Source organism: Roseibium sp. (assembly GCF_050301095.1).
GTDB lineage: Bacteria > Pseudomonadota > Alphaproteobacteria > Rhizobiales > Stappiaceae > Roseibium.
The window spans coordinates 1-24,551 of the sequence record NZ_JBNKYW010000118.1 but is presented as its reverse complement, the minus strand read 5'-3'; the positions used below and the strand labels follow the sequence as shown (position 1 = coordinate 24,551).

Genomic DNA, 24,551 nt, shown 5'->3' with positions numbered 1-24,551 from the left:
GTTTCCGGTCCGGGCAGGTTGACGGCGGGCATCCGGCACTCCGTTGCCAACGCAGCTTTTGCGCTCGGCGCCATGACTTTCTCCTCCACCTGGCCCGCCGGAGGGATTTCTCACCGGCACCGCATTTTTTCGTTATTATACGGTTGAATAATTACGAGACAAGTGCAAAGCTGACGGCATTCACCGGGCGGACAGCCGGCGCCGCACCGGAAAAATCACATGCCGGCGGGGAACAGTAACAACAGCACCGGCGAATGCCGGGCATTGGCGGAGTGGATGGAACCAGCAGCGCCAGCCATAGAGGTGCGCGACCTCTTCAAACGTTTCGGAGCCCTGGAAGTGCTCAAGGGCGTGTCTCTGACGGCACGGCAGGGCGACGTGATCGCCCTCATCGGCGGATCGGGCTCCGGCAAATCGACCTTCCTCAGATGCATCAACATGCTGGAACTGCCCAGCGCCGGATCGGTGACCATCCATGGCGAGGCCATCGCCCTGAAGGACGACGGCCACCACGGCCTCAGGCCTGCGAACCGCAAGCAGATCGAGCGCATCCGCAGTCAGCTTGCGATGGTCTTCCAGAGCTTCAATCTCTGGCAGCACATGACCGTCCTGCAGAACGTCATCGAGGTTCCCATCCACGTGCTCGGCATGAAGCGCGACGAGGCGGTCGAAATCGCCGAAACGCTGCTGCGCCGGGTCGGGCTGCATGAAAAACAGGACGCCTATCCCGCTTTCCTGTCGGGTGGCCAGCAGCAGCGCGCTGCCATTGCCCGCGCGCTTGCCGTGCAGCCGCTTGCGATGCTCTTCGACGAGCCGACCTCAGCGCTCGATCCGGAGCTGGTCGGCGAGGTTTTGAGTGTCATCGGCGACCTGGCACGCGAGCACCGGACGATGATCCTCGTCACCCACGAGATGAAATTCGCGCGCGAAGTCGCGAACCACGTCATCTTCCTGCACAACGGCATCATCGAGGAACAGGGTCCGCCCGACAGCGTGTTCGGCGACCCGAAATCGGAACGGCTGAAGAAGTTCATCAGCTCGATCCACTAGATCCGGAAGGGCCCTGGAGGGAAAGGGGCCAATCGGGATCGCATACAAGACGGGAACTACCCGCGTCCACGCGGCGTGGGGGCTCCATTGGCAAAGACGGTAAAACAAGACGAAGAACGGGGAACAGCATGAAGCATTTTGTAAAGACAGCAATTGCAGCAGCCGCAATGACCACCGCCGCCCTGAGCGGGGCAATGGCCGACCAGGTCAAGGTGGGCGTCGCCGCCGAACCCTACCCGCCGTTCACCTCGCCGGATTCCAGCGGCAAATGGGTCGGCTGGGAAATCGAGTTCATGGAAGCGATCTGCGCCGAGGCCAAGCTCGACTGCGTCGTCACGCCGGTTTCCTGGGACGGTATCATTCCGGCGCTGACCTCCAACAAGATCGACATGATCGTCGGCTCCATGTCGATCACGGAAGAGCGCCTGAAAACCATCGATTTCTCGGACAAGTACTACAACACGCCGACCAGCATCGTCGGTGCCAAGGGCGACGATTTCGAAGCGACGCCTGAAGGTCTTTCCGGCAAGATCGTCGGCGTTCAGGTCTCCACCGTCCATGCCGACTACGCCGACAAGCACTTCGGTTCGACCGCGTCGGAAATCAAGCAGTACCAGACCCAGGACGAGGCCAACCAGGACCTTGCCGCCGGCCGTGTCGATGCGGTGCAGGCGGACGCCATCGCGCTGGATGCCTTCCTGCAGTCCGATGCCGGGTCCTGCTGTGAACTCAAGGGCAACGTCGCGGACGATCCGGCGATCCTCGGTGCCGGTGTCGGCGTCGGCCTGCGCAAGGGCGACACCGAACTGAAGGACAAGGTCAACGCCGCGATCAAGGCGATCCGCGACAACGGCACCTACGACGAATTCTCCAAGAAGTACTTCAACTTCGACATCTATGGCGGCTAAGCGGCCGAATTGTCCTTAAGAAATCCGCTCCGCGCCTTCGGGCGCGGACGGGCCTGACCAAGCAAGGGTGACCGCTGCCGATGGCTGTCCAATCCGGGTTTCTCAACCTCGAACTGCTTGCCCTGTCGCCTCCGGGCTGGGGCGGGGTGCTTCTCGCCGGCTTTGCCGCATCGCTGCAGCTTGCGGTCGGCGGGTTCGGCCTCGGCCTTCTGATCGGGATCGGCGGCGCCTTCGGCAAGCTCTACGGCGGCCCGATCCTGAGGGATCTGCTGGAAGTCTATACGACCGTCATACGGGCGGTGCCGGAGCTCGTGCTGATCTTGCTGCTTTATTATGCCGGGACGGACGCGGTCAACGCGGTGCTGGTGCTGGTGGGGCTGCCGCGCATCGACATCAGCGGCCTGGCCGCCGGCATCTTTGTCATCGGTGTCGTTCAGGGCGCCTATTCCACCGAAGTGCTGCGCGGGGCGATCAAGGCGGTGCCTCCGGGGCAGATCGAGGCGGCCCGCGCCTATGGCATGTCGCCCTTCAAGACGCTGCGCCGCATCACCCTGCCCGCAATGCTGCCCTATGCCATTCCGGGCCTTTCCAATCTCTGGCTGATCGCCACCAAGGATACCGCGCTTCTGGCCGTGGTCGGTTTCTCCGAGCTGACGCTCGTCACCCGCCAGGCCGCCGGCAGCACCAAGGCCTATATGCTTTTCTATTGCGCTGCGGGCCTGATGTACCTGACGCTGACGCTGGTCTCCAACCAGGTCATATCCCGTATCGAACGGCGCGCAAGGCGCGGCATGGCAAGGCCGGTGTGACATGAGCGAAACCAAAGTGACCATGCCCGCCTATGTTCCGCCGCCGCCCCGCCGGTTGTTGGAACCGCACAGGATCTTCCTGATCGGTGTCTTTGCGGCAATCGTTTTCTGTGCCGTCTGGTTCCTGCGCTGGGACTGGCTTCCGAAATACCTGCCGCTCCTGGTCGCCGGTATCGGCAAGACCCTGGTTCTCCTGTTTTCAACCGCCGCGGTCGGGTTTCTGCTGGCCGTGCCGATCGGCCTTGTCCAGGTCACAGGCCCGCGCCCGCTCGCAGCATTGGCGCGCGGCTTCTGCACCCTGATCCGGGGCACGCCGCTGCTGCTTCAGCTCTGGCTGCTCTACTACGGCCTTGGTTCGGTCTTCTCGCAGTTTCCCGAAATTCGCCAGTCGTTCGCCTGGCCCTATCTGCGCCAGGCCTGGCCCTACGGCTTTACGGCGCTGATGCTCTCCTTCGCCGCCTATGAAGGCGAAGTGATGCGCGGAGCCTTTGCCGGCGTGCCGCGCGGCGAGCTGGAGGCGGGCCGCGCCTTCGGCATGAGCCGGTTCACCATGTTCCGCCGGATCTGGCTGCCGCGCGCCGTCTACCGCGCGCTGCCCACCTTGAGCGGGGAAACGGTGCTGCAGCTGAAGTCGACGCCGCTGGTCGCGACCATCACGGTGGTGGATGTCTACGCGGTGATTTCCAGGGTGCGTCAGGACACCTATCTGACCTACGAACCGCTGCTATTGCTGGCGCTTATCTATATGTGCCTCACCGGGATTCTGGTATTGCTGTTCCGTACCCTTGAAAACCGGATTCCGAGCCGGGGTGCGTAGGGCACTTATCCAATCAACATTAATCTTTTCAGCGTGCCCTCCATGACCAAGCAGACGCCGAACATCCAGCCCGATCTTGTCGCCACCCGGCGTTATCTCCACCAGATTCCGGAAATCGGCCTGTCGGAATTCAAGACCTCGGACTACGTCGCCGGCGAACTCGGCAAGATGGGGTACGAGATCACCCGCGGCCTGGCAAAGACCGGCATCGTCGCCACGCTGCGCAACGGCACCTCGACCAGGAGCATCGGCCTGCGTGCCGACTTCGACGCTCTTCCCATCGTTGAAGAAACCGGGGCCGACTATGCCAGCACCCATCCGGGCGTCATGCATGCCTGCGGCCATGACGGCCACACGGCGATGCTGCTCGGCGCGGCGAAGATCCTGGCCGAGCGCCGCCGCTTCGACGGCACCATCCACCTCATCTTCCAGCCGGCGGAGGAAAACTTCGGCGGCGCCCGATTGATGATGGACGACGGGCTGTTCGAACGCTTTCCCTGCGATGCGGTCTTCGGCCTGCACAACGACCCCGCCCTGCCCTTCGGCCAGTTCGCCTTCATCGAGGGACCGATGATGGCGGCCGCCGACGAGTGCCGGATCACCGTTGTCGGCTACGGCGGCCACGGCGCCGAACCGCAGGACGCAGCCGACCCGATCGTCTGCGGCGCCAGCATCATCATGGCCCTCCAGACCATCGCCTCCCGCAACATCCATCCCTTGCAGGCCTCCGTGATCACGGTCGGTGCCTTCAACAGCGGCATTGCCAGCAACGTGATCCCCGAGCGCGCCGTCATGGACCTGACGGTCCGCGCGCTCGATCCGGACGTTCGGGATGAACTGGAACGCCGTATCCGTCTCATCGCCGAGGGACAGGCCGCCAGCTACGGCATGCGCGTGGAGATCGACTATGAACGCGGCTATCCGCCGATGATCAATCACAAGGCCGAGACCGACTACGTGCGCGCCCTCGCGCGACGCTTTGCCGGGGACGACAAGGTGACCGACATGGCGCGGCCCATCATGGGCAGCGAGGATTTCGCCTATTTCCTAGAGGACCGGCCCGGCTGCTACTTCATGCTCGGCACGGCGAAAACCGACAACGACCCGCCGCTGCACCACCCCAAATACGATTTCAACGACGACATCCTGCCCATCGGCACGGCCTTCTGGGTGGAACTGGCCGAGGATTTCCTGTCGGGGTCGTAGGAGCGCGGGCTAAGCGGCCTCGCTGCGCACAGCGCAATCACCGGCACACGCTCCGTTCGTCTTCCTGTCACGCGCGGGGCTCGCGGTTCTTCTCGTTTCCTAGATCGCCATATGGTTCGCTCGTCTTTTCGCACCGCCTGACAGGGAAGAGTTGCGTTCCCGGCGCTGGAAGCGGCAGACAGCCCCTGCCCTTCACAACCAGCTCCAGCGCTCTTCCGGCCGCCAACGGCTTGCGGACAGTGCTGGACCTTGCCGGCAAGCGGCCCCATAAATGATTATGGCCTTGCCCTTCAAGCCGTTCGAACAGGGACTCTGACATTCTGTGCGACGCCATCCGGCGCCCATGTCTTGGAGGCAGTCGATCCGGAGCAGGACAAACGCACGCACCACTGAAGGAGTGCCCACGGGAGGAGTGGAGACGTGATCATTGTGTATCATCAAGCCAGCGGTTTCATAGATTCCACCAACCTGTTCGGTCACGTCGCCATTGCGTTTACAGGGCTGGGTGCAAAAAGCTTCGGTATCAGCTGGATGGGGGCCGACGAGGGGTTTCCGACCTACCACAATTATGCCGGCCTTCGAGGGAAATGCGTTTCAAACTGGCAGGACGCCCTCGAAAACCGCAAGAAGGAGCGCGCGTTTCCCCAGACCCGGGAGAAGATAGAAATCAAGTCGGTGGAAAGCGGAAACTCCGGCCACACCGACCCGATGTCCGAAAAGGCCGCCTACGACTGGTGGAAGGCCCTCGTCAAACAGGCCACGACCCGTAGTGACGGCATGGATTTCCGTAGCGTCCCCAATTGGGGAGGCAAGGATTGCGCGGACGTTGTCTTTGCGGCACTCAAGGCTGCCGGTAGTGAAAAAATCGCGTCGGCAAGAACAATCACACGCCCGGTTTTCACGCCGCCGGCCGCAGTACAATATGCAAAGTCCCTTCAGGAAAAGAGCGAGTAAACTAACATCCCCGTGCAGGAACCGCGCGAGAGCCTGTCGGCGAACTGATCAACGCACAAAATGGGCCGTGGTTCGGGTATCCACATCAAGCAAACTTGTGCAAAACAAGCGCTACTGGAAGGTGCAAGGCATTGCCAAACCGACTTTATCCACCGTGACAAGCCGGCGAATAAGGCATTGATATTAAAGGAAATGGTGGGCCCGGAGGGACTCGAACCCCCAACCAATCCGTTATGAGCGGACGGCTCTAACCAATTGAGCTACAGGCCCATCTGCGGGAACCGCTCAAGGCCAAGCGGTTCATGCTCAAGGGTTTCCCTATACCACGGCAGTTTTCCGGGGCAAGAGGTTTGCAGCCATAAGGTGAAAAAGGCCTTGGAAAGTGCCGCACCGCCCGGGACACAGGTGGTCCTGCAACCATTTTCCGCTCAAGACGGGTTCCGTTCGGCGAGGCTTTCGGGTCTAAATGGGCCGGAAAGCCTGCCTGTCCCACCTCTCGGAGCGATCATGCGATCACCGCTTCTTTCCGCCACGCTTAGCGTCCTGCTTGTCTGCATGATCGGCTGGCTGCTGGTCGTCGGGCGCTCGCTGCTGTTGCCCTTCGTGATCGCCCTGATCGTCTGGTACATGATCAACGCCCTTTCGCGGGCCTTCCAGACGGTGCCGATCGGGCCATGGCGGATGCCCGGCTTCGTTGCCTTCGCGCTGTCGCTGTTGACGATCTTCGCGGTCGGCACCTTCGTGCTCGACATCGTCACCGCCAACTTGAGCCAGCTGGCACAGGACGCGCCGACCTATCAGAAACGCCTGGAAACCCTGTTCAGTCAGCTCTCCGGCCGGTTCCACCTGAACGACCCGATTGAACTCAAGGACTTTCTGCCGGATTCGGTGGTGCCGCGCATGGTCACCGCCGGGGCGAGCCTGGTGACGACGATAGCCGGTTCCGCCAGTCTGGTCTTCATCTATGTGCTGTTCCTGGTGTTCGAGCAGTCCACTTTCGACCGCAAGTTCGAACGGCTGTTTCCGACACCCGAGCAGGCCCAGTCGGCCTTTGCGATGCGCGCGGAGATCAACCGCTCGATCATGCATTATTTCTCGATCAAGACCGCCGTTTCGGTGGCAACCGGTCTGCTCACCAGCCTGGTGCTGACCGCCATCGGCCTTCCCTATGCGGCGCTCTTCGGCTTCATCGCCTTTCTGCTCAATTATATTCCGACCATCGGCTCGCTGATCAGCGTCATTTTCCCGAGCCTGCTGGCCCTCGTCTATTACGACAGCCTCGGCCCGTTCCTGGCCATCGCCTCCGGCCTTGGCGCCATCCAGTTTTCCATCGGCAATTTCATCGAACCGCGACTGATGGGCGCCAACCTCAATCTGTCAGGCCTCGTCATCATGCTGTCTCTGGCCTTCTGGGGCGCGATCTGGGGTGTCGTCGGCATGGTGCTTTGCGTGCCGCTGACCGTGATGATCGTCATCGTCTGCGCCCGCTTCGAGGGGTCCCGGCCGATTGCCGTCCTGTTATCGCAAACGGGAGACGTCGGCGTTCCGCATCCGGCCAAATAATGTGCCAATGGCGGAACCTCTCGTTTTGCCAAGTGTTTGAAAGATGAATGGAAGCTGAATGAGGCGGCCTTAACGGCGCCGCAATGGCGGACAATCTTGCGCGCAAATCAGACCCGCCCAGACTTTTCAGGAACCGGGCCGATTGACCAGAAAGGATTTAACTCATGAACAAATTGCCGATTATCAAAAACAGACATAGAATTTCCCTTGCCCGCCGCATGGCCCTTGCCGCCGGTCTGTCCACCGCCCTTCTGAGCGCGGCTCCTGCCATGGCCGAGGATTCGATGCAGAGCGCCGGCACCATCACCATGGAAGGCCAGGGCTCCGTGTCCGTTGCCCCGGACATGGCCGTCATCAGCGCAAGCGTCGTCACCACCACCAAGACCACGGCCGACGGTCTTGCGGAAAATTCCGCCGCCATCGCCGGCGTGATCAAGGCGCTCAAGGGTGAGGGCATCGAGGCCAAGGACATCCAGACCGCCGGTTTCGGCATCTATCCGCGCTATGATTCTGTGAAGAACAGCTCCACCCGTCAACCGGACATCACCGGCTATGAGATCCGCAATGGTGTCGAGGTCAAGGTCCGCGACCTAGCGAAGCTCGGCGACCTGCTGACGCTGGTGGTGGAAAGCGGCGCGAACTCCATGAACGGCATCCGGTTCGAGGTCAGCGACCCGGCGGAAAAGCTGGATGAAGCCCGCAAGAAGGCCGTTGAAGCGGCGCGCCACAAGGCCGAGGTCTTTGCGGCAGCCGCCGGCGTGGAACTGGGCGCCATCCAGTCGATTTCCGAGACCGGCGTACAGATGCCCCGTCCGGTGATGATGCGCGCCGAAGGCATGATGATGGCAAAAGCCGTTCCGGTGGAAGCGGGCGAGGAAACCATCAGTGCCAATGTCACCATCCGCTGGACGCTGAAATAGCCACCCCTGCGCTTGCCGTGCGCCCTTCCCTTCAGGATGCCGGATCGCGCCCGGACAAGGGTACATAGAAACCCTGGTCCGGGTCATGGGCGAGCGGCAGCCCCAGCCTCTTGCCCCAGGTTACCGCGGTCTGCCGAAAGAAACCGGTCGCCTGGAGGTCCTTGAATGCTGCCTGCCACCTGGCCAGCAACGCGGGATCCGTTCCCCTGGAGATCATCAGGTAGGACGGCGATTTGCGGACCGTATATTTTGCCTCCACCGCGTCGGGCCGCTGGCCGATTCCAGTCAGAACCACCGACGCCTGCAGGCGGGAGGTGATCCACAGGTCGACCCGGCCGGCAAGCAGCATCCTGGCTCCGGTTGCGTGATCTTCGGTTTCGACGGTCAGGATTCCTGCGGCCTTGATCAGTTCGATCTGCCAGGAGCTGCGCACGCCCGCGACCGTCAGCCCCTGGACCCGGACGCTTGCCAGGTCCGGCAGCTTCAAGGGGCTTTCCTTGCGGGCCAGCAGGACATGGGTCCACATGACCGCCGGTCCGATAAACTGAAACCCCATCGCGATCCGTTCTTCGGTCCGCCCGCCCGTGAACAGCATCACGTTGGGTGTCGACTGTGCGATCAGGTAGCCGCGCGCGAAAGGCAGGACCTCGATGGGCGTGGTCACGCCGACGTGCCGTTTGAGCGCTTCGACCGTGGCAACGCTGATCCCGGTCGGCTGCCCGTCGGTATCGAGAAAATTGGATGGCGGCCAGGGAGAGGTGATGAGGCGCAGTTCCTGCGCTGCCACCGGTCCGGAATACACCGCGGCAAGACCAAGCAGCCCCAGCAACAGACACGAAACCCGCAAGACAGGCAGGATGGCATCCACCCTCAATATTAACCGGCCGGCAAACGCCTTCATTGCTCCTGCAAGCATATTGAGGTGCCTTCCTGTGATTTCGCCGGGAAACAGGATACGGGAAAACCATGCAGGACGTCATAAGGTTATGGGATTAGGGAATTCCTGCAAGGGAGCTTCCCGCCTCCTGCCTACGCGAGGTCCAGCTTTCGAAGCCAAACCTGCATCGGCTTTTCGGTTTCCTGCGCTTCGCCGACATCCTTCCAGGGAAAGCTGACGGTCAGCCCCTCGACTTTTTCATAACCGCGCTTGCGCCAGAAGGCGTCCAGGGGCCGGTAATCTCCGGGCTTGAGCGGGTGATCGTGCGGGCGGATGACGGCGCAGAAGGCGGCCTCGGCGAAGCCCAGCTTGCGCGCGTGGGCCTCGCGCTCGTCGAAGAAGCGGTGGCCGATGCCCCGTCCGCGCCAGGCCGGGTCGAGCACGGATTCGGCCATGTAGAAAATACGTTCCGGCGCAAGGCCGTGCGCCTCAAACGGTTCCTTGAAGGCATCGAGTTCGCTGGCCAGCGGTTCGCCGGTGGCCGCGCCAATGAGCCTTTCGCCGTCATAGGCCCCGACGATCACCGCCCCTTGCGTTTGCGCATAGCGCTGCAGGTAGCCGCGTTCGTAGTCGAGGGACCCTTCGTAGAGGTAGGGCCAGTCCCGGAAGACGGATATCCTCAACCTTGCAAGGTCACCGAGCGCATTTTTCAGGGCGTCTCCTGTCAGGATCCTGATATCGATCGTCATCGCTAAGCCCCTCTTTTGGCGGAACGAATTGCCTTGCCGGTTCACTGTTCCCCGGTTTTTTCATAGCAGGCCTGCAAATTCCGCAAAAATTTTTCTCTTGTTACCCATTGAGATCAAAAGGTGTTTTCTGTAAGGAAGGCGCTCCGGAAATGACACCGGGTACATCTGCTGGTTTGGGAGAGCGATATGGAAAGCAACGCCCTCTTCGAACTGGGGATGGACTTGGCGGCTCGTGTAGAAGAAGACGCTGTCAGCGTTGCCGAGCCAAGAAGCACCACCCAGAAGGAAGAAAACGTTTCGACCGCGGCCGCTGCTGTTTATGCAGACGATCGCCTGGATCACTTCATTCAGAAGGAAGGGATCCACTGCGCTGGTGCGCATCTGATTATTGACCTTTACGATGCCGAACGGCTCGACGACCTTGCCTATGTCGAAGAGACATTGCGCACCTGTGTCGACGAGGCTGGGGCAACGCTTTTGCACATCCATCTGCACCCGTTCGAACCGACGGGCGTGTCGGGCGTGGCCGTGCTGGCGGAAAGCCACATTTCGGTGCACACCTGGCCGGAAGCCGGCTATGCCGCCTTCGACGTCTTCATGTGCGGCGACGCACAGCCCGAAAAATGCGTCGAGGTTCTGCGCAAGGCCTTCAAGCCGGGCAAGACGGCCGTTTCGGAACTGTTGCGCGGCCGTGAAGTCGCTTCCGCGCTGTCCAAGCCGCACACGCTGGAAGCCGCGGAATGAGCGAAGGGCTGAACTTCAACGAAACGCTCTATCCCGGGGTGCAGGTCAGCTACAGCTGCGACCAGATCCTCTACCAGGAAAAGACGGAGCACCAGGACCTGGTGCTCTTCACCAACCCGGTTTTCGGCAAGGTGCTGATGCTGGACGGGATCACGCAGGTCACCACGGCGGACGAATTCATCTACCACGAGATGATGTCGCATGTGCCGATCCTGGCCCATGGCGCGGCGAGAAACGTCCTGATCGTCGGTGGCGGCGACTGCGGGCTGGCGGAAGAAGTGCTGAAGCACAAATCCGTCGAAAAGCTGGTCCAGGTGGAAATCGACGCCTCGGTGGTCGATTTCTCCAGGGAGCATTTCGGCGACTTCAACAGCGGCGTCCTGGATGACGAACGCTTCGAACTGGTGATCGCCGACGGCATGAAATTCGCCGCCGAGACGGAGCGCCGCTTCGATGTGGTGATCGTCGACAGCACCGATCCGCACGGCCCGGGCGCGGTGCTCTTCTCCGAAGAGTTCTACCGCAACGTCCACCGCATGCTGACGCCGGGCGGCGTTCTGGTCACCCAGAACGGCGTGCCTTTTCTGCAAAAGCAGGAACTTGTCACCAGCGTCGAGCGGTTCTCGCGCATCTTTGCCGATGCGGCCGCCTATATCGCCGCGATCCCGACGTACTTCGGCGGCCACATGGCGCTGGGCTGGGCGAGCGACAATCCGGAGCTGCGCAAACAGGCGGTTTCCGTTCTGGAAGAGCGTTTCAAGGCGGCCGGAATTGTAACAAGATATTACACGCCGGACGTCCACGCGGCCGCCTTCGCGCTGCCGAGGTTCATTCTGGATGCCGTCGAGGAGGGCCGGGCGAAAGCCTGAGCCGGTCGCACATGATGACACAATCCGCCCCGTTCGAGATCGTGTCTCACAGCCCCGAATGGGCGCGCGCCTTTGAAGAGGAACGCGCCCGGCTTCTCCAGCTTGCCAATTGTCCCTTTCTGGAACTGGAACATATCGGCAGCACCTCTGTTCCGGGCCTTTCCGCCAAACCGGTGATCGACCTCATGGCGAGCGTTGATGGCCTGGGGGATATCGACGCGGTCCAGTCCGCGCTGTGGGCCCTCGGTTATGAGGATCTGGACGCCGGGTTTCAGTTCCGGCGGGCCTTTCACCGGCCCGCGGATGCGGACTATCCGGCCTTCAATCTCCATATCGTCCGGTCGGAAGACTGGGCGCACAAGAGCGAGCGGCTGTTCCGCGACTGGCTCAAGACCCACCCGGATGTCGCCCGCGCCTACCAGGACCTCAAGATCCGGATCGCAGAATGCGGGCCGGAGACCATGATGCAGTATACGCGCGCCAAGGGCGACTTCATCCAGTTGGCGGTCAACGACGCCCGCCGTGCCGTGGGCCTGCCGGAGCGCTCGGACTGGCGCGAATAGCGGGCACCGTTCCCGGGCGGTCCCGCCTGTTACCTCTTGTTACAAAAACACAATTTCTCCTGTCATATCCCTGTGGCAAAACGGGTTGGCGTTTTTCTCGTCTTTTTTCCAACCTGAAGAGGCAGGCCAGCCATGTCCAAGTTCCAGCCAGCTGCTTACAGCCCGTTTCATATTCTTCTGCACTGGGTAATTGCCGCCCTCATCCTGTTCCAGCTCATTTTCGGCGAAAGCATCGAGGGGCTGAAAGACGCCCTGCGCGATGGCGGCACGCCGGATACCGCAACGGCCTTCATGGGCAATGCACACATATGGGTCGGCATCGCCATTCTGGCGCTGACGGTCATTCGCCTGCTGGTGCGCACAGTTTCCGGCGTTCCGGCGCCGCTGCCCTCGTCGAAACCGCAGGAGCTGGCCGCCAAGGGCGCTCACATCCTGCTTTACCTGCTGATGATAGGTGCCCCGGTGACAGGTCTGCTCGCCTGGTACGGCGGCATTCACACGGCAGAGGAAGTGCATGAAGTGGCCAAGCCGCTCTTCATCATCCTGATTGCGCTGCATGTTCTGGGCGCGCTCTATCACCAGCTCGCCCTGAAGGACGGCAGCCTGACACGAATGGTCACCAGCCGCGCCAGGGGTTGAGTGTTCAAGAAACGGCGGCGGAAATGCTCCGCCGCCGGCCTCGTTTTCTAGTCTCGCGCTTCCAGCCAGATGCGGGCCGTCTCGAAATCCTTCGCGACCACGCCTTCGGCCAGTTTCTGGCCGACGACAGCGCCGAACTTGTAGCCGTGGCCGGAGCAGGCCGAGACGATGGTGGCCTTGTCCTCGGTGGTAGCAAAGAAGTGCTCGTCGGAAGTGAAGGTGTAGGCGCAGGTCACCACGTCGTCGACGCGGTATTCGCCGATGCGGGCAAAGGGCGGCGAGAAGTGGTTTCTCAAGGCCTCGCCCTCGCCGGCTTCCGGTGTTCTGTTCCGGTTGGGGTCGGACTGGAACTTGTGAATGCCCGCGCCGAATTTCAGACCCGTTCCGGCCACCGGCGGCAGCACGTAACCGTCGACCGGCCCGCCCACATCCAGAATGACCGGGCTTTGTTCCCAGGCCGCGCGCAGGTCTTCCGGCGGGGTCAGATACACCACGGCCGTGCGGTAGGTGGTCAGGCTTTGAGCAAGCTTCGGGAAAAGACCCAGCGTCCAGGCCCCGGCGGTGACGACAACATGATCACCGGCAAGGCTTGAGCCGTCGGCAAGCGTGACGGATCCGGCGGCCGTGTCGACAGCCGTGACCCTGGCGTTTTCCATCACAGTGGCGCCATTGTCGATCAGCCAGCCGCGCAGGCTAGCTGCGATCTTCTGGCAGAGCAGAACCCCGCCCTCTTTGCTCACCGCGCTGTAGCGGATGGTCGCCGGATCGATGAAGGGATAGCGCTCGGCAGTTTCCTTAGGGCTGAGATCCTCGAACGGATAACCGCCTTCAACCAGTCCTGTGCGGTAGATGTCGCCCTCGTCGCCCTCTTCCTGCGACAGCAGCAGGAAGCCATTCTCCACCAGATGCTTTTGGCCGAGATCGGACCACATCTCGTCCCAGGCGGCATAGGCATCGCCGATGCGGCGCTGATAGCCGCCCTGACCGCCATAGGCCCGGCGGATGATCCGGTGCTGGTCGCCGGAGGCCGACAGGGGATTGGGGATCGGCCCCTGTTCGACAAGCGTGACCGGCACGCCCCTCTTGGTCAGGGCCCAGGCGGTGGAAAGGCCGGAGATCCCGGCACCAACAACGAGTATTGTCATGAAAACGTCCTGCGAAATGGGACGCCAGATTAGCCGTGCCGCGCGCAAGCGCAAGAGACGATCCGCCGCAAGGCGTACGCAGCCTCAGGTGAGATCCTCGACCGTCTGCCGGATAACAAGGTCAGCCTCTTCCAGCTTCCCGTCCGGCAAAACCCAAACCGGCTCGGCCATCAGCTTTTCGCAAGCAATATCCAGCTCCGGGAAAGTCAGCCCCATGGAATGGGCGACAGCTACACGGCTGCCTGGCTTCGGGTTCAGGCCGCAACAGATCTCCCGTGTGCCCATTTTCAGATGATGAGCGATGTCCCATTCCAGAACCGTGCCTTCGTGCCGGGTCACCACCCAGCAGTGCATGTCCTCGCAGCAACCGTTCTTTTCCTCCGGGAAGAAGTAACCGGTGATATAGCCTGCCTCGAAGCCCGCGGCCCTGAGGCTTGCGATCAGATAGGTGTTGATGTCGACGCAGGAGCCTTCCGTCAGGCCGCAGGAAAGATAAGGCACCTCCTCGCTGCCGTCGTTGAACTTGACCTCCGGATGCGCATAACGGAACTTCTCGGCCGCCGCATTGACGAGCGCCTGGATGGCTGCATGCCCGCCCGATTGCGCATCGGCGATGTTGATCGCGTCATAGACGAGATCCTGCGCTGCCCGGGTAAACCGGTTCTCGCGCGGGGCAAAGGCGGCGTCCGGATAGCCCGGCCCGCCCTCCCGATACAGATAGGCGATCTCCAGGGGCTCCCGGCCGTCCGGCACCACAAGTGCTGCCATCTGGCCTGTCGTGCTTTCGCCCGTCAGGGACATCGCCCCGCCCCGGACATCGAAGGACACAGGCACCTGATGCGGCGTCGGCACACCGGTGGGAACGAGGAGTTTCAGCGCATTGTTGTCATGCGGTGCGACGGTGACGGTAACCCGGGTCAGCATGGCGGCTCCCTCAGACGACGAGTTGGAAGATCAGGCCGGAAAGCACCGCGCCCAGAAAACCGAGGCCGAGATAGGCCGCGAAGACCTGCGGTTTGACCAGCGACCAGACCGCGGCCATGGCCGGTATCGAGCTGACGGCCCCGGCGATCATGAAGGCCATGGCGGCGCCGATGCCCATGCCCTGGTCCATCAGCCCGGCCAGAAGCGGCGGTGCGACGTAGCTGTTGAGATAGGCAGGCATGCCGACGAGCGCGGAAATCACGATGGAGCCGAGCCCCTCGCCGCCGACCACACCGGCAATCACGCTGGCCGGAACGTAGGTCACAAGGGCGGCCTCCAGCACATAGGCAAGGGCGAGCCATTTGATCAGGAAACCGGCATTGGATTTCAGTTCATCGACGAACTTGTGCTGCCGGTCCGTTTCCCGCCAGAACCGCCAGACCGGACGGCCGGTCTTGGGCGATGCACCGCAGCCGCAACCACTCGCCACCGATCCGCCGCGCACCGGATCGGCAAAGATGCCCCGGCGCATTGCCAGCGCAACAGCGGCGCCGCCAAACAGGCCGAGCGCCACGGCAAAAACCGCCTTGCCGACCGCAAAGGACCAGCCGAGCGCTCCGGCCGTGATCAGCAGGGTCGGCGGATCAATCAGGGGTGAGGACAGCCAGAAGGCCATGATGGCCGACAGTGGCGCCCCGACTGCGAGCAGTCCGGCGATGAAGGGGATGACCTCGCAGGAACAGAAAGGGGCAAGGCCGCCGAAGAGTGCGGCGAGGACAATCGCCTGCGTTTCCCGTCCCTCGAAGGCCCTGCCGACATAGCTTTCAGCGCCCGAGGCTTTCAGCCAGGCAATCAGCGCCACCGCGAAGACGATATAGGGCAGCGTTCCGGAGAAGGCCTTGATCGCGAAGGTGACGAAGGCGGTGAACTGCGGCTGGTCCAGAATGAGGACCAGAAGCGGTGCACCGAGCACCACGGTCCAGGTCGAAAGCAGAAGCTTCCGGCCGGGGAGGTTCTTCCAGGACCATTTCGTCTCCGGCGCGGTGCAACAAGCCGTCTTCGGTGCGCAGCAGCTTGCCGCGCCGGATCCGTCCGGAGTACCGATGTCGTTCAACGTGTCAGTCATCTGCAGCTTTCCTTTAGCGAGGAGCCCGGGCTTCAACCTCAGGCTTCGTCTGCACAGCATTCCTTCAGGATGTATCCCGCCAGCCCTTCCAGGTGATCGAATTCCGCCCGGTTGATCACCGAGCGGCCGTCCTTTTCCTGAGTGACGAGCCCGGCGGAAGCCAGGAACTTCAGGTGATGGGCCAGGGTCGAGGCAGCCATGCCGGTCCGGCTTTGAATGTCTCCGACCGTCAGTCCGGTCTGGCCTGCCTTCACCAGCGTCAACACCACCTGAAGGCGCGCTTCAGAGCCCAGGGCGGCAAAGCCCTGGGCGGCAATTTCGAGATCCATGTCCGCCTCATTTAATATAACTATATTTCTAGTTATATAGTTATTTCCGACGTGTCAATGCCTTCACCGATTCCATTTGCGGCCCGATTGGACGGCACCGGCACGTCGGAAACACTTGATGTTTGAAAACGGCCGCCGCGATCAGACGATGTCCGACGCGGGCGACCCGGTCCTTGCGCAGCCGTTATTGGCAGCAGGCGGAACCGGCAGGCGCACCACAGCAACCGGCGCCTGTTGCGGTGGCTGCAGTTGCAGCGACAGCGGCATCGCCAATGGCGGGTTTTTCAGCCGCCTTCTCCATGGCAGGCTTGCAATGGGCCCGGCCCTCGCTCAATTGCAGACCGACCGCACCGTCGCTCAGTTCCGGCCGGGCCAGTTGAAAGATCCGCAGACCCTGATTGCCATGGGCGAATTCCACATGCATCCGGCAATCGGCAAGATCCCGGATCTTGGCGATGCTCTGCCGGACGATGGCCGCGAACTTGCCGACCGGCATGTGATCCCTTCCCTCACCGTCGAGCAACTGCAGCGCCACTTCCTGCCAGATGGCGACGCGCCCGCCGCAATCGATACTGGTGACCTGGGCGTGCTTGAGCTCGGTGACATGATAGCCGGCGCCGATAGCCCCTTCCTGCGTGGCGAAAACCAGCGGAGCCTCCGCAGGCATTGCGCTCAGGGTTTCAAGAAGCTGGTTGGGTGTCATGGCAGTTCCTTTCATTTCAATGTTTCTTGAAATATAAGAGATGGCACACTTGCGAAGACATTTCAAGAAAGTTTGAAATATGACCGAAGATGACGCCCTGACGGCCTTTTCCGCCATCTCCAGCCAGACCCGGCTGAGGATCCTGAAAAGCCTGGTGAATGCCGGTCCCGAAGGCCTGGTGGCGGGGGACGTGGCGGAGGCTGTCGGCGCAACGCCTTCCCGCGCCTCGTTTCATCTTTCGAACCTGGCGGAGGCGGGCCTGATCACCGCGCACCGCCAATCCCGGCAGATCACCTACCGCGTCGACTTCACGGCCATCGGCGCACTGGTGCGTTATCTTCTTGAGGATTGCTGCGGCAACAACGAAACGGTCCGCGCCTGCTGCCAGCCGGGGACCTCCTGCACGCCCGGCGCTTCAGGTTCGGCGTGCTGAATTGAAAACAGATCAGGAAGGCTGAAGGCGCCGAAACGGGACCCAGGGCCCTGTGCCAGAAAAGTTTTGTAAAATATTTCTTCCGTAATTTCAGCAGGTTATCGAATCATCCCTCGGTTATCGAACCATCCTCCGGGAACGGCTGTTGTAATGAGGCGGGCGTTTGTTAAGGTCCCCGCACCTGAGAGCTGACAGGCGCGCGCCTGACTGCCAGGAAGCAAAACGCCGAATTTTTCGGACCCCGCTTCCTATCTGCGGCCACCCAGAGCTGCATCTGCGCGTCTGCTACGGCATGGTCCGGCACTGACCCTGTGATTGGGTCGCCAAACAACCGTCCTGTGCACCGCTGCACGTCTTGCCGGACTTGAAACTGAACAGTTCCGATTTCCGCCGCCCGATTTCCGGGCGGTGAACGAGTGCGTGCGCGCCTTGGGCGTTCCACGCTGCGCGACATCAAAGAAGGAGAATGAAGCCATGCAGGCAGAACAGTTGGCCGCGAATGCAGAGTTGCAACTGGACGAGCAGGCCTATGGTCAGGATCCGATCGCGGACCGGGAAACCGATCTCTATCGCGGTGAATACATCAAGGCCTTCGTGGAAAAATGGGACGAGCTGATCGACTGGGACGCCCGGGCGGACAGCGAGGGCCAGTTCTTCATGGACGTCCTGCGCGCCCGCGGCAAGGAAACCGTCCTCGATGTTGCAACGGGCACCGGCTTTCACTCGGTGCGCCTGACCCGTGCAGGCTTCAACGTGACTTCGGCGGACGGCTCCGCCCCCATGCTCGCGAAGGCTTTCCAGAACGGCCAGAAGCGCGGCATGATCCTGAAAACCGTTCAGGCAGACTGGCGCTGGCTCAACCGGGACATTCAGGGCAAATACGACGCCATCATCTGCCTCGGGAATTCCTTCACGCACCTGCATGACGAGAAGGACCGACGCCGGGCACTGGCCGAATTTTATGCCGCGCTCAAACATGACGGCATCCTGATCATCGACCAGCGCAACTACGATGCGATGCTCGATCAGGGCTACAGTAACAAGCACAAGTACTATTACGCGGGCAAGAAGGTGAAGGCCGAACCGGTCCATATCGACGAAGGACTCGCCCGTTTCAATTACAGCTTTCCGGACGGCTCCGAATTCACTCTGAACATGTGCCCGATCCGCAAGACCTACATGCGCAAGCTTCTGTCAGAGGCCGGCTTCGAGCGGGTGCGCACCTACGGCGATTTCCAGGAAAGCTTCGCCGAAAGCGAGCCCGATTTCTTCATCCACATTGCCGAAAAATCCAGCCTGCATCTTGTGCGCTGGGGTGGCGCGCAGCTCGAGGACGGCAAGAAGGATATCCGCGAGGTTGCCGAGAACTATTACGACAGCGATGACGCCGACACCTTCTACAGCCAGGTCTGGGGCGGCCAGGACCTGCACATCGGCCTCTACGATACGACCGGCAATATCCGGGAAGCCTCGGACCTGACCATCGACGAAATGTTGAAGATGCTGCCAAACCTGAACAAGGATGCCAAGGTGCTCGACATCGGCTCGGGCTACGGCGGTGCCATGCGCAAGGTGGTCAAGGCCACGGATTGCTCCGCAGTCTGCCTGAATATCTCCGATGTCCAGAACGACACCAACCGTCACCGTAATGTTCAGCAGGGTTTTTCCGACAAGATCCGCGTTGTGCATGGTGCCTTTGAGGACATTCCGGAGCAGGCGGAGACCTTCGATGCGGTCTGGAGCCAGGATGCGATCCTGCACTCCGACCAGCGTCAGCAGGTTCTGAAGGAAGTGTTCCGCGTGCTGAAGCCGGGCGGATACTTCATCTTCACCGACCCGATGCAGGCGGACAATGCCGATCCCGCTGCCCTGCAACCCGTCTATGACCGGCTGGAACTCAACAGCCTCGGGTCCATGCGGTTCTACCGCGAAGCTGCCGAAGCACTCGGTTTCGAGACCGTTGAACAGCGCGACATGACCAACCAGCTCAGAACCCACTATTTCCGGGTTCGGGAGGAGCTGCTTGCCAACTACGACAAGCTGCGAAACGAAGGCGCTTCGGCCGAATATCTCGACAAGATGGCGCAGGGTCTCCAGAACTGGGTGAATGCCGCTGATGCCGGACAGCTGGCCTGGGGCATCCAGCTCTTCAGGAAGCCGGACTGATCCAACCTCCCATCCCGGCAAAGGAGAACCGCGGAAACGGGGAACCGCGGCCTCCGGACTTTTCCATTTTAGAATTAGACCAACAGACAGGATGACGTAATGACCAAAAAGACGTGGCTCTTCACCAGTGAATCCGTTTCAGAGGGCCATCCGGACAAAGTCTGTGACCGGATTTCGGACACCATTCTGGATGCTTTCCTGGCGCAGGATCCGAATGCCCGCGTTGCCTGTGAGACGCTGACCACCACCAATCATGTCACCATTGCCGGGGAAGTGCGCGGTCCTCAAAAGGTGCTGGATGACGTGGAAGATCTTGTCCGTGCAGCTGTCAAGGACATCGGCTACGAGCAGGACGGCTTTCACTGGAAGACCATGGAAGTGATCAACCGGCTGCATCAGCAGTCCGCCGATATCGCCATGCGTGTCGATGAAGGCGACAAGGGTGAAGAAGGCGCAGGCGACCAAGGCATCATGTTCGGTTATGCCTGCAACGAAACCGAAGAGTTGATGCCGGCGCCGATCCTCCTCTCGCACAAGATCCTGCGCACGATGGCCGAAGCCAGGAAATCGGGCAAGGAGCCGCGCCTAGGTCCGGATTCCAAGAGCCAGGTCACCCTGCGATACGAAAACGGCCGTCCTGCGGGCATTGATGCGGTGGTCGTCTCCACCCAACACGGCGAGGACGTCAGCCAGGAAGGCGTGCGTGATGCCGTTCTGCCCTTTATCCTGCATGCCTTGCCGGTCGGCTGGAAGGTCCCGGAAGACAGGATCTACATCAACCCGACGGGCCGCTTCGTTATTGGCGGCCCGGACGGCGATGCCGGCCTCACCGGTCGCAAGATCATTGTTGACACCTATGGGGGGGCGGCCCCTCACGGCGGCGGTGCGTTCTCGGGCAAGGATCCAACCAAGGTGGACCGCTCCGCCGCCTACGCCTCGCGCTACCTTGCCAAGAATGTGGTGGCCGCCGGCCTTGCGGACCGCTGCCTGATCCAGCTCGCCTATGCGATCGGCGTCCCGGAACCCGTCGCCGTCTATGTCGATACACAGGGAACCGGCAAGGTGGATGAAGGGGCTCTCAGCAGCGTCTTGAAGGAAATGGTCAGCCTCACCCCGCGCGGAATTCGCGACCGTCTCGACCTGTCCAGACCGATTTACGCCCGCACCGCCGCCTACGGCCATTTCGGCCGTTCTCCGGATGAAGACGGCGGGTTCGGCTGGGAACGCACGGACCTTGCCGACGACCTCGCCCGCCACTTCGGTGCCCGGGCAGACGCAGCGGAATAACCGCGCCGTTCTCCTCCGGCGTAAACTCCCTTTTGCGCCGGGGGAAACCAAGGGCACAACACCAGTCCCCGACCCTGTCCGCCGCCGCTTAGCGCAGATGCAGGATCGGGCCTCACCGAAACTCCGGAAAATACTGGCGTATTCGCGCAAGCGCGGCTCCTCTGTCCAGCACATCCTTGTTGAGCATCTCAATACTCAGCGGAGGAGACGCTTCGTTTCCGAACCGTCAAGCCTTTACGGCTCCGGCCACCAGCGCCCTGGCGGCCACTCCCGCGGCCTCCGCATAAGCGGCATCGCGATGTACCAGGATCGTTGAAAAGGCCCCGTCCAGCAGAAGCACGACGTGACGAGCCAGACTCGCGGCCCCGTCCAGACCGGCCGCTTCGAACTCTTCCGCCATCCAGGCCTCAAATTTCTTCTTGTGGGCCGACCCCACCTTCATCGCCGGATGTCCGGGCATATTGGCAAGCTCGGCAGCGGTGCGCAGGAAGCCGCAGCCCTTCCACTTCGGATGGCGCGCGTTTTTTGCAATCTGCCGGAAAATGGCCTCGACCTTTTCCGGCAATCCGCCTTCCGCTTCCGAATACCATTTCCGGAACAGCTTCAGGTTCGGCTGGTCGCGGGACGCCAGATAAGCCTCGATCAGATCGTCCTTGCTCTTGAAATGGTAGTAGACGGTCTTCTTGGTGATGCCTGCCTTCTCGGCGATCGTGTCCAGGCTGACGGCACGTATGCCTTCGGCATAGAACAGTTTGTTTGCGGCGGTCAGAATGCGGTCGCGGGCGGGTTCGATCTGTTTCGTCATGATGAAACTATACTCACCAGTGAATATACTTCAATCCTTCCTGGCGCTAGCGTCGCGGGACCAAAACCTCAAAGGAGACAACCATGACAGCTCCCGTGCTTCTGGACCGCCAGGGTCCCATCGCCCTGTTGACGCTCAACCGCCCGGAAAAGCTCAACGCGCTCAACTACGCTACCAACGACCTGATTGTCGCTTACCTGGACGAACTGGAGCGGGACGACGCCATTCGTGCCGTTGTCCTTACCGGCGCCGGAAGGCGCGCCTTTTCCGCCGGCGGCGACATTCACGAGTTTTCCCGCAGCATTGCCGAGGGAATCGAGGTCGCTGTCCGTGATTTCTGCCGCCGCGGCCAGGCAATGACCAGCCGGCTGGAATCCTTCTCCAAACCCATCATCGCGGCCGTCAACGGACTTGCCTATGGTGGTGGCTGCGAAATCACTGAAGCGGTTCACCTGGCTGTTGCCTGTGAAAGTGCCCTTTTCGCCAAGCCGGAAATCAACATTGGCATACCGCCCACCTTCGGCGGCACGCAGCGACTGCCGCGTCTGGCAGGCCGCAAACGCGCTCTAGAACTTCTGCTGACCGGCGACAGTTTTTCGGCCCAGCGCGCTTTGAATCTCGGTCTCATCAACCAGATGGTCCCCGACGGCAAGGAACTCGAGGCCGCGTTCGCCCTGGCCGAACGCATCCTGCGCCATTCCCCGCTCGCAGCGTCCAGGATCCTGACGGCTGTCACTCGCGGACTGAACACAACCATCGCAGAAGGCCTCATGATCGAACGGGAACAGTTCGCACGAATGGCGGCGACACGGGATGTCCACGAGGGGTTGACTGCCTGGATCGACCGGCGCACGCCAGCTTACGATGGGGCTTAGGCACGGACCTGCAAAAGTGTAGGTTCAGGTCGCTCGGGAACGGACAGTTCCAGGCTTTCACAGCGCAGGCCGCGGCTCTCCCGAGCGATCAGAAGGACGCAAGTCGGGCCTTGAACAGCGCTGTCAGAGCTTTGCACCTTGCGCAGACATGATGCCCGGACGCCGATGCTGTTCGCAGTTGATTGGAATCAGGCGCTCTCGCCTGCCTCGTCACCGGCTCCGCCATTCACCTGATCTATCCAGTTCTGAAGATTGTAATAGGTGGTGATCCGGGCGATCTTGCCGTCGCGGATTTCGAAGAAGCTTCCGGCCGGCAGTTTGTAGGTCTGCCCGTTTGCCTCCGGCAGGCCCTCATCCGTTGCGATATAGGTGCCGTGGACGATGAATTCCGCAGCGGCACGGTCTCCCTGCTCGTTGACGAACAGCACGATATCGGACAGCCGCTCCTTGTAGCAGCGGGTCATGTGAACGTTGAAGGACCAGAACTTGTCCTTGCCGACACGGCGCTCCCCCTGATTGACATCATGGTTCAGATCCTCGGCAACGAGGCTTTCCATCTTCTTTGTGTCACCCGCATTGAAGGCGGCAAAATAGGTGTCGATGAGGAAGCGGGACTGCTTGTTGGACATGGAACCTCACGGGAAGCAGGATTGCAATCTGGCCGGGAGTTTGGCCCGGCGTTGATGCGGGTGCAAGGGAAACGCGGGAATGCGGTTTACGTATGCTCACCTGAACTGCGAAAACCTGCCCGCCCATCCGCGTCACAGACAGCCGCCATTACGAACCGTGACATTATTAACACATACAGTTACCCAAAAACATCACATCGCTTCCCTCCTTCATTTCACGGTTGCATGTCCCAGGGGAAGTACAGTATGACTTTACTCACCGGTTACCATACCGGCGCGGACATCAACGGTTTGGCTTTTTTCTGCCACCCGCGTGATCCGGCCTTGCCGTACTCACGTACGGATGCCGCTCCGGAAAACCGGATACCATCACATGTAGCTCAGTAGGTAAGAGCACCGGGCCGTTGCCCGGAGGCCACAGGTTCGACTCCTGTCATGTGTGCCATGGATAGCTCAGTGGGTAGAGCATCGGACTACGAATCCGACGGTCGCGGGTTCAACTCCCGCTCCAACAACCGGCTGAACACCGGACTGGCCTCTTAAGCCAGCAGCTTTGCAAGCTGTTCCAAAAACGGGACCTGGAGAATGCTTGCGGACATGGGCTGCCTCTACCTGCCTTTGGGCAGTAGGCGCGGACCATAGATGCCAGGCCCTTCGACCGGCCTTCGGTGACGGCCCTGCCGCGGTTCTGCCGGAAACGCCTGTTTTCGAACGGGCGTGCCCCGCATTTCCGCCGCACGGCCCGCTAACCGGAAGCCCGCCGGGAGACCTCGTGCACTCTTCGGGTCTCTGAATTTCGCCCCGTTTGTTCCATTGGGAGTGGACGGATACCAGCAACCTCTAACAGCCAATCAACCCGAAGAAAGGACAGCCAAGTGCCTTAGCGCTATGGAAGGATTATCGAAATGACGACTATTCTCGACAAGATCCGCGGGCGGACCCGCGTGGTGATTTCTGAAAACGAACGGGCGGTTCACCTCGTCAAGGGTGAACTCCAGGGGATCCTCGGACCGGGGGAGCACATGCTCGCGCTGAAGCGCGGTACCCTGGTGATCGAGCGTCACAACCTGGCAGTGCCGCAGTTCCGCTCTCCCTACGAGAAGGCGCTTTTCGATAAGCTTCCGCAAGTTGCCGAAGAGCACCTGAGCGTTGTCCGGACAAAGCCGGGCGAAGTCGCCGTCGTGGAACGGGATGGCCGGATCCACACGGTTCTGGGTCCGGATGAGCGGCTCGCCCTGTGGCGGGATGCCGGTCCGTGGACCTGGCAGCTGATCGACACGGAGGCCGAGCCGGAAGTGCCGCAGAAGCTGGTGCGCCGGCTGGGCGATGCCAAGCAGACGCAGCAGTTCGTGATCGTCCCGGTCACCGACGGCAGCGTCGCCCTCGTTCACATGGACGGGGTGCTGACCAAGGTGCTGAAAGCAGGTCTCCACGCCTACTGGAAGGCGGGCCGGACCGTGA

At 61.5% G+C, this 24,551-nt stretch carries 25 protein-coding genes, 2 tRNA genes and 1 pseudogene; 18 read left to right on the top strand and 10 right to left on the bottom strand.

Translation table 11 applies throughout. The features are described 5' to 3' along the window. Positions 1-276 precede the first annotated feature (276 nt). From ACQY7U_RS10690 to ACQY7U_RS10665, 6 genes are all read left to right on the top strand, one after another. A complete protein-coding gene (locus ACQY7U_RS10690; protein ID WP_428644281.1) occupies positions 277-1,050 on the top strand; it encodes an ABC transporter ATP-binding protein in 774 nt (257 codons plus the stop codon). A gap of 128 nt (positions 1,051-1,178) precedes the next feature. Then, the gene (locus ACQY7U_RS10685; RefSeq protein ID WP_428644279.1) at positions 1,179-1,958 is read left to right on the top strand and encodes a transporter substrate-binding domain-containing protein; all 780 of its coding nucleotides are present in this window, start codon (positions 1,179-1,181) and stop codon (positions 1,956-1,958) included. An 80-nt stretch (positions 1,959-2,038) separates the two neighbouring features. Beyond that, positions 2,039-2,767 carry an ABC transporter permease gene (locus ACQY7U_RS10680; protein WP_428644276.1) on the top strand — a complete coding sequence of 243 codons (729 nt, stop codon included), beginning with the start codon at positions 2,039-2,041 and terminating at the stop codon, positions 2,765-2,767. 1 nt (position 2,768) lies between these two features. After that, positions 2,769-3,584 (top strand): ABC transporter permease, encoded by an 816-nt coding sequence (locus ACQY7U_RS10675; RefSeq protein WP_428644275.1) that lies wholly within the window; start codon positions 2,769-2,771, stop codon positions 3,582-3,584. Between the two features lie 42 nt (positions 3,585-3,626). After that, positions 3,627-4,790: a M20 aminoacylase family protein gene (locus ACQY7U_RS10670; RefSeq protein ID WP_428644272.1), complete on the top strand. Its 1,164-nt coding sequence runs from the start codon at positions 3,627-3,629 to the stop codon at positions 4,788-4,790. Positions 4,791-5,210: 420 nt separating this feature from the next. Further along, a complete protein-coding gene (locus ACQY7U_RS10665; protein WP_428644270.1) occupies positions 5,211-5,744 on the top strand; it encodes a hypothetical protein in 534 nt (177 codons plus the stop codon). Between the two features lie 193 nt (positions 5,745-5,937). Here ACQY7U_RS10665 and ACQY7U_RS10660 read toward each other — a convergent pair. Next, positions 5,938-6,014: transfer RNA gene (locus tag ACQY7U_RS10660), tRNA-Ile, on the bottom strand. A 237-nt stretch (positions 6,015-6,251) separates the two neighbouring features. Between ACQY7U_RS10660 and ACQY7U_RS10655 the strand changes: the two genes are divergently transcribed. Next, the gene (locus ACQY7U_RS10655) at positions 6,252-7,307 is read left to right on the top strand and encodes an AI-2E family transporter (RefSeq protein ID WP_428644268.1); all 1,056 of its coding nucleotides are present in this window, start codon (positions 6,252-6,254) and stop codon (positions 7,305-7,307) included. A 164-nt stretch (positions 7,308-7,471) separates the two neighbouring features. Next, positions 7,472-8,227: an SIMPL domain-containing protein gene (locus tag ACQY7U_RS10650; RefSeq protein WP_428644267.1), complete on the top strand. Its 756-nt coding sequence runs from the start codon at positions 7,472-7,474 to the stop codon at positions 8,225-8,227. 31 nt (positions 8,228-8,258) lie between these two features. Here the strand turns inward: ACQY7U_RS10650 and ACQY7U_RS10645 are convergent, their stop codons facing one another. Both ACQY7U_RS10645 and ACQY7U_RS10640 read right to left on the bottom strand, forming a co-directional pair. Next, positions 8,259-9,143, bottom strand: a complete 885-nt coding sequence (locus tag ACQY7U_RS10645; RefSeq protein ID WP_428644266.1) for a substrate-binding periplasmic protein — start codon at positions 9,141-9,143, stop codon at positions 8,259-8,261. A gap of 113 nt (positions 9,144-9,256) precedes the next feature. After that, positions 9,257-9,853, bottom strand: a complete 597-nt coding sequence (locus tag ACQY7U_RS10640) for a GNAT family N-acetyltransferase (protein ID WP_428644264.1) — start codon at positions 9,851-9,853, stop codon at positions 9,257-9,259. Between the two features lie 186 nt (positions 9,854-10,039). On the opposite strand from ACQY7U_RS10640, the gene speD reads away from it, so the two are divergent. The 4 genes from speD to ACQY7U_RS10620 all read left to right on the top strand — a co-directional run bounded on the left by speD (position 10,040) and on the right by ACQY7U_RS10620 (position 12,668). Beyond that, entirely contained in the window at positions 10,040-10,597 is a 558-nt protein-coding gene (speD, locus tag ACQY7U_RS10635; RefSeq protein ID WP_428644262.1) for an adenosylmethionine decarboxylase, read from the top strand. Beyond that, the gene (gene speE / locus ACQY7U_RS10630; protein WP_428644260.1) at positions 10,594-11,466 is read left to right on the top strand and encodes a polyamine aminopropyltransferase; all 873 of its coding nucleotides are present in this window, start codon (positions 10,594-10,596) and stop codon (positions 11,464-11,466) included. Before speD ends, speE begins: the two co-directional genes overlap by 4 nt. 14 nt (positions 11,467-11,480) lie before the next feature. Beyond that, positions 11,481-12,029, top strand: coding sequence for a GrpB family protein (locus ACQY7U_RS10625; protein WP_428644257.1), 549 nt, complete (start codon positions 11,481-11,483; stop codon positions 12,027-12,029). 132 nt (positions 12,030-12,161) lie between these two features. After that, positions 12,162-12,668: a cytochrome b gene (locus ACQY7U_RS10620; protein WP_428644254.1), complete on the top strand. Its 507-nt coding sequence runs from the start codon at positions 12,162-12,164 to the stop codon at positions 12,666-12,668. Positions 12,669-12,715: 47 nt separating this feature from the next. Here the strand turns inward: ACQY7U_RS10620 and ACQY7U_RS10615 are convergent, their stop codons facing one another. From ACQY7U_RS10615 to ACQY7U_RS10595, 5 genes are all read right to left on the bottom strand, one after another. Continuing rightward, positions 12,716-13,813, bottom strand: coding sequence for an NAD(P)/FAD-dependent oxidoreductase (locus ACQY7U_RS10615; RefSeq protein ID WP_428644252.1), 1,098 nt, complete (start codon positions 13,811-13,813; stop codon positions 12,716-12,718). 84 nt (positions 13,814-13,897) lie between these two features. Continuing rightward, positions 13,898-14,737: a transglutaminase-like domain-containing protein gene (locus ACQY7U_RS10610; protein ID WP_428644250.1), complete on the bottom strand. Its 840-nt coding sequence runs from the start codon at positions 14,735-14,737 to the stop codon at positions 13,898-13,900. 10 nt (positions 14,738-14,747) lie between these two features. Continuing rightward, the gene (locus tag ACQY7U_RS10605; protein ID WP_428644247.1) at positions 14,748-15,863 is read right to left on the bottom strand and encodes a permease; all 1,116 of its coding nucleotides are present in this window, start codon (positions 15,861-15,863) and stop codon (positions 14,748-14,750) included. Between the two features lie 38 nt (positions 15,864-15,901). Then, the gene (locus ACQY7U_RS10600; RefSeq protein WP_428644245.1) at positions 15,902-16,192 is read right to left on the bottom strand and encodes an ArsR/SmtB family transcription factor; all 291 of its coding nucleotides are present in this window, start codon (positions 16,190-16,192) and stop codon (positions 15,902-15,904) included. A 184-nt stretch (positions 16,193-16,376) separates the two neighbouring features. Continuing rightward, entirely contained in the window at positions 16,377-16,895 is a 519-nt protein-coding gene (locus ACQY7U_RS10595) for a DUF6428 family protein (protein ID WP_428644244.1), read from the bottom strand. A gap of 79 nt (positions 16,896-16,974) precedes the next feature. Here ACQY7U_RS10595 and ACQY7U_RS10590 point away from each other — a divergent pair, with 79 nt between their 5' ends. The 3 genes from ACQY7U_RS10590 (at position 16,975) to metK (ending at position 20,781) form a co-directional block, all read left to right on the top strand. After that, positions 16,975-17,328, top strand: coding sequence for an ArsR/SmtB family transcription factor (locus tag ACQY7U_RS10590; RefSeq protein ID WP_428644242.1), 354 nt, complete (start codon positions 16,975-16,977; stop codon positions 17,326-17,328). 474 nt (positions 17,329-17,802) lie between these two features. After that, positions 17,803-19,494, top strand: coding sequence for a methyltransferase domain-containing protein (locus ACQY7U_RS10585; RefSeq protein WP_428644239.1), 1,692 nt, complete (start codon positions 17,803-17,805; stop codon positions 19,492-19,494). A 99-nt stretch (positions 19,495-19,593) separates the two neighbouring features. Beyond that, a complete protein-coding gene (gene metK / locus ACQY7U_RS10580) occupies positions 19,594-20,781 on the top strand; it encodes a methionine adenosyltransferase (protein ID WP_428644237.1) in 1,188 nt (395 codons plus the stop codon). Between the two features lie 226 nt (positions 20,782-21,007). Here the strand turns inward: metK and ACQY7U_RS10575 are convergent, their stop codons facing one another. Next, a complete protein-coding gene (locus ACQY7U_RS10575; protein WP_428644235.1) occupies positions 21,008-21,586 on the bottom strand; it encodes a TetR/AcrR family transcriptional regulator in 579 nt (192 codons plus the stop codon). A gap of 83 nt (positions 21,587-21,669) precedes the next feature. Between ACQY7U_RS10575 and ACQY7U_RS10570 the strand changes: the two genes are divergently transcribed. Beyond that, positions 21,670-22,461, top strand: a complete 792-nt coding sequence (locus ACQY7U_RS10570) for a crotonase/enoyl-CoA hydratase family protein (RefSeq protein WP_428644234.1) — start codon at positions 21,670-21,672, stop codon at positions 22,459-22,461. A gap of 188 nt (positions 22,462-22,649) precedes the next feature. Here the strand turns inward: ACQY7U_RS10570 and ACQY7U_RS10565 are convergent, their stop codons facing one another. Next, entirely contained in the window at positions 22,650-23,090 is a 441-nt protein-coding gene (locus tag ACQY7U_RS10565; protein ID WP_428644233.1) for a ketosteroid isomerase-related protein, read from the bottom strand. 445 nt (positions 23,091-23,535) lie between these two features. On the opposite strand from ACQY7U_RS10565, the gene ACQY7U_RS10560 reads away from it, so the two are divergent. Beyond that, positions 23,536-23,602: transfer RNA gene (locus ACQY7U_RS10560), tRNA-Arg, on the top strand. Positions 23,603-23,995: 393 nt separating this feature from the next. Then, positions 23,996-24,551 (top strand): annotated as a pseudogene (locus ACQY7U_RS10555) (slipin family protein); the annotation flags it as partial.

What these genes read in the sequence shown, in the direction of transcription:
- ACQY7U_RS10690 (WP_428644281.1), top strand. Translation starts at nt 277, where the DNA reads ATGGAACCAGCAGCGCCAGCCATAGAGGTGCGCGACCTCTTCAAACGT.
- ACQY7U_RS10685 (WP_428644279.1), top strand. Translation starts at nt 1,179, where the DNA reads ATGAAGCATTTTGTAAAGACAGCAATTGCAGCAGCCGCAATGACCACC.
- ACQY7U_RS10680 (WP_428644276.1), top strand. Translation starts at nt 2,039, where the DNA reads ATGGCTGTCCAATCCGGGTTTCTCAACCTCGAACTGCTTGCCCTGTCG.
- ACQY7U_RS10675 (WP_428644275.1), top strand. Translation starts at nt 2,769, where the DNA reads ATGAGCGAAACCAAAGTGACCATGCCCGCCTATGTTCCGCCGCCGCCC.
- ACQY7U_RS10670 (WP_428644272.1), top strand. Translation starts at nt 3,627, where the DNA reads ATGACCAAGCAGACGCCGAACATCCAGCCCGATCTTGTCGCCACCCGG.
- ACQY7U_RS10655 (WP_428644268.1), top strand. Translation starts at nt 6,252, where the DNA reads ATGCGATCACCGCTTCTTTCCGCCACGCTTAGCGTCCTGCTTGTCTGC.
- ACQY7U_RS10650 (WP_428644267.1), top strand. Translation starts at nt 7,472, where the DNA reads ATGAACAAATTGCCGATTATCAAAAACAGACATAGAATTTCCCTTGCC.
- ACQY7U_RS10645 (WP_428644266.1), bottom strand. Translation starts at nt 9,143, where the DNA reads ATGCTTGCAGGAGCAATGAAGGCGTTTGCCGGCCGGTTAATATTGAGG.
- ACQY7U_RS10640 (WP_428644264.1), bottom strand. Translation starts at nt 9,853, where the DNA reads ATGACGATCGATATCAGGATCCTGACAGGAGACGCCCTGAAAAATGCG.
- speD (WP_428644262.1), top strand. Translation starts at nt 10,040, where the DNA reads ATGGAAAGCAACGCCCTCTTCGAACTGGGGATGGACTTGGCGGCTCGT.
- speE (WP_428644260.1), top strand. Translation starts at nt 10,594, where the DNA reads ATGAGCGAAGGGCTGAACTTCAACGAAACGCTCTATCCCGGGGTGCAG.
- ACQY7U_RS10625 (WP_428644257.1), top strand. Translation starts at nt 11,481, where the DNA reads ATGACACAATCCGCCCCGTTCGAGATCGTGTCTCACAGCCCCGAATGG.
- ACQY7U_RS10620 (WP_428644254.1), top strand. Translation starts at nt 12,162, where the DNA reads ATGTCCAAGTTCCAGCCAGCTGCTTACAGCCCGTTTCATATTCTTCTG.
- ACQY7U_RS10615 (WP_428644252.1), bottom strand. Translation starts at nt 13,813, where the DNA reads ATGACAATACTCGTTGTTGGTGCCGGGATCTCCGGCCTTTCCACCGCC.
- ACQY7U_RS10610 (WP_428644250.1), bottom strand. Translation starts at nt 14,737, where the DNA reads ATGCTGACCCGGGTTACCGTCACCGTCGCACCGCATGACAACAATGCG.
- ACQY7U_RS10605 (WP_428644247.1), bottom strand. Translation starts at nt 15,863, where the DNA reads ATGACTGACACGTTGAACGACATCGGTACTCCGGACGGATCCGGCGCG.
- ACQY7U_RS10600 (WP_428644245.1), bottom strand. Translation starts at nt 16,192, where the DNA reads ATGGATCTCGAAATTGCCGCCCAGGGCTTTGCCGCCCTGGGCTCTGAA.
- ACQY7U_RS10595 (WP_428644244.1), bottom strand. Translation starts at nt 16,895, where the DNA reads ATGACACCCAACCAGCTTCTTGAAACCCTGAGCGCAATGCCTGCGGAG.
- ACQY7U_RS10590 (WP_428644242.1), top strand. Translation starts at nt 16,975, where the DNA reads ATGACCGAAGATGACGCCCTGACGGCCTTTTCCGCCATCTCCAGCCAG.
- ACQY7U_RS10585 (WP_428644239.1), top strand. Translation starts at nt 17,803, where the DNA reads ATGCAGGCAGAACAGTTGGCCGCGAATGCAGAGTTGCAACTGGACGAG.
- metK (WP_428644237.1), top strand. Translation starts at nt 19,594, where the DNA reads ATGACCAAAAAGACGTGGCTCTTCACCAGTGAATCCGTTTCAGAGGGC.
- ACQY7U_RS10575 (WP_428644235.1), bottom strand. Translation starts at nt 21,586, where the DNA reads ATGACGAAACAGATCGAACCCGCCCGCGACCGCATTCTGACCGCCGCA.
- ACQY7U_RS10570 (WP_428644234.1), top strand. Translation starts at nt 21,670, where the DNA reads ATGACAGCTCCCGTGCTTCTGGACCGCCAGGGTCCCATCGCCCTGTTG.
- ACQY7U_RS10565 (WP_428644233.1), bottom strand. Translation starts at nt 23,090, where the DNA reads ATGTCCAACAAGCAGTCCCGCTTCCTCATCGACACCTATTTTGCCGCC.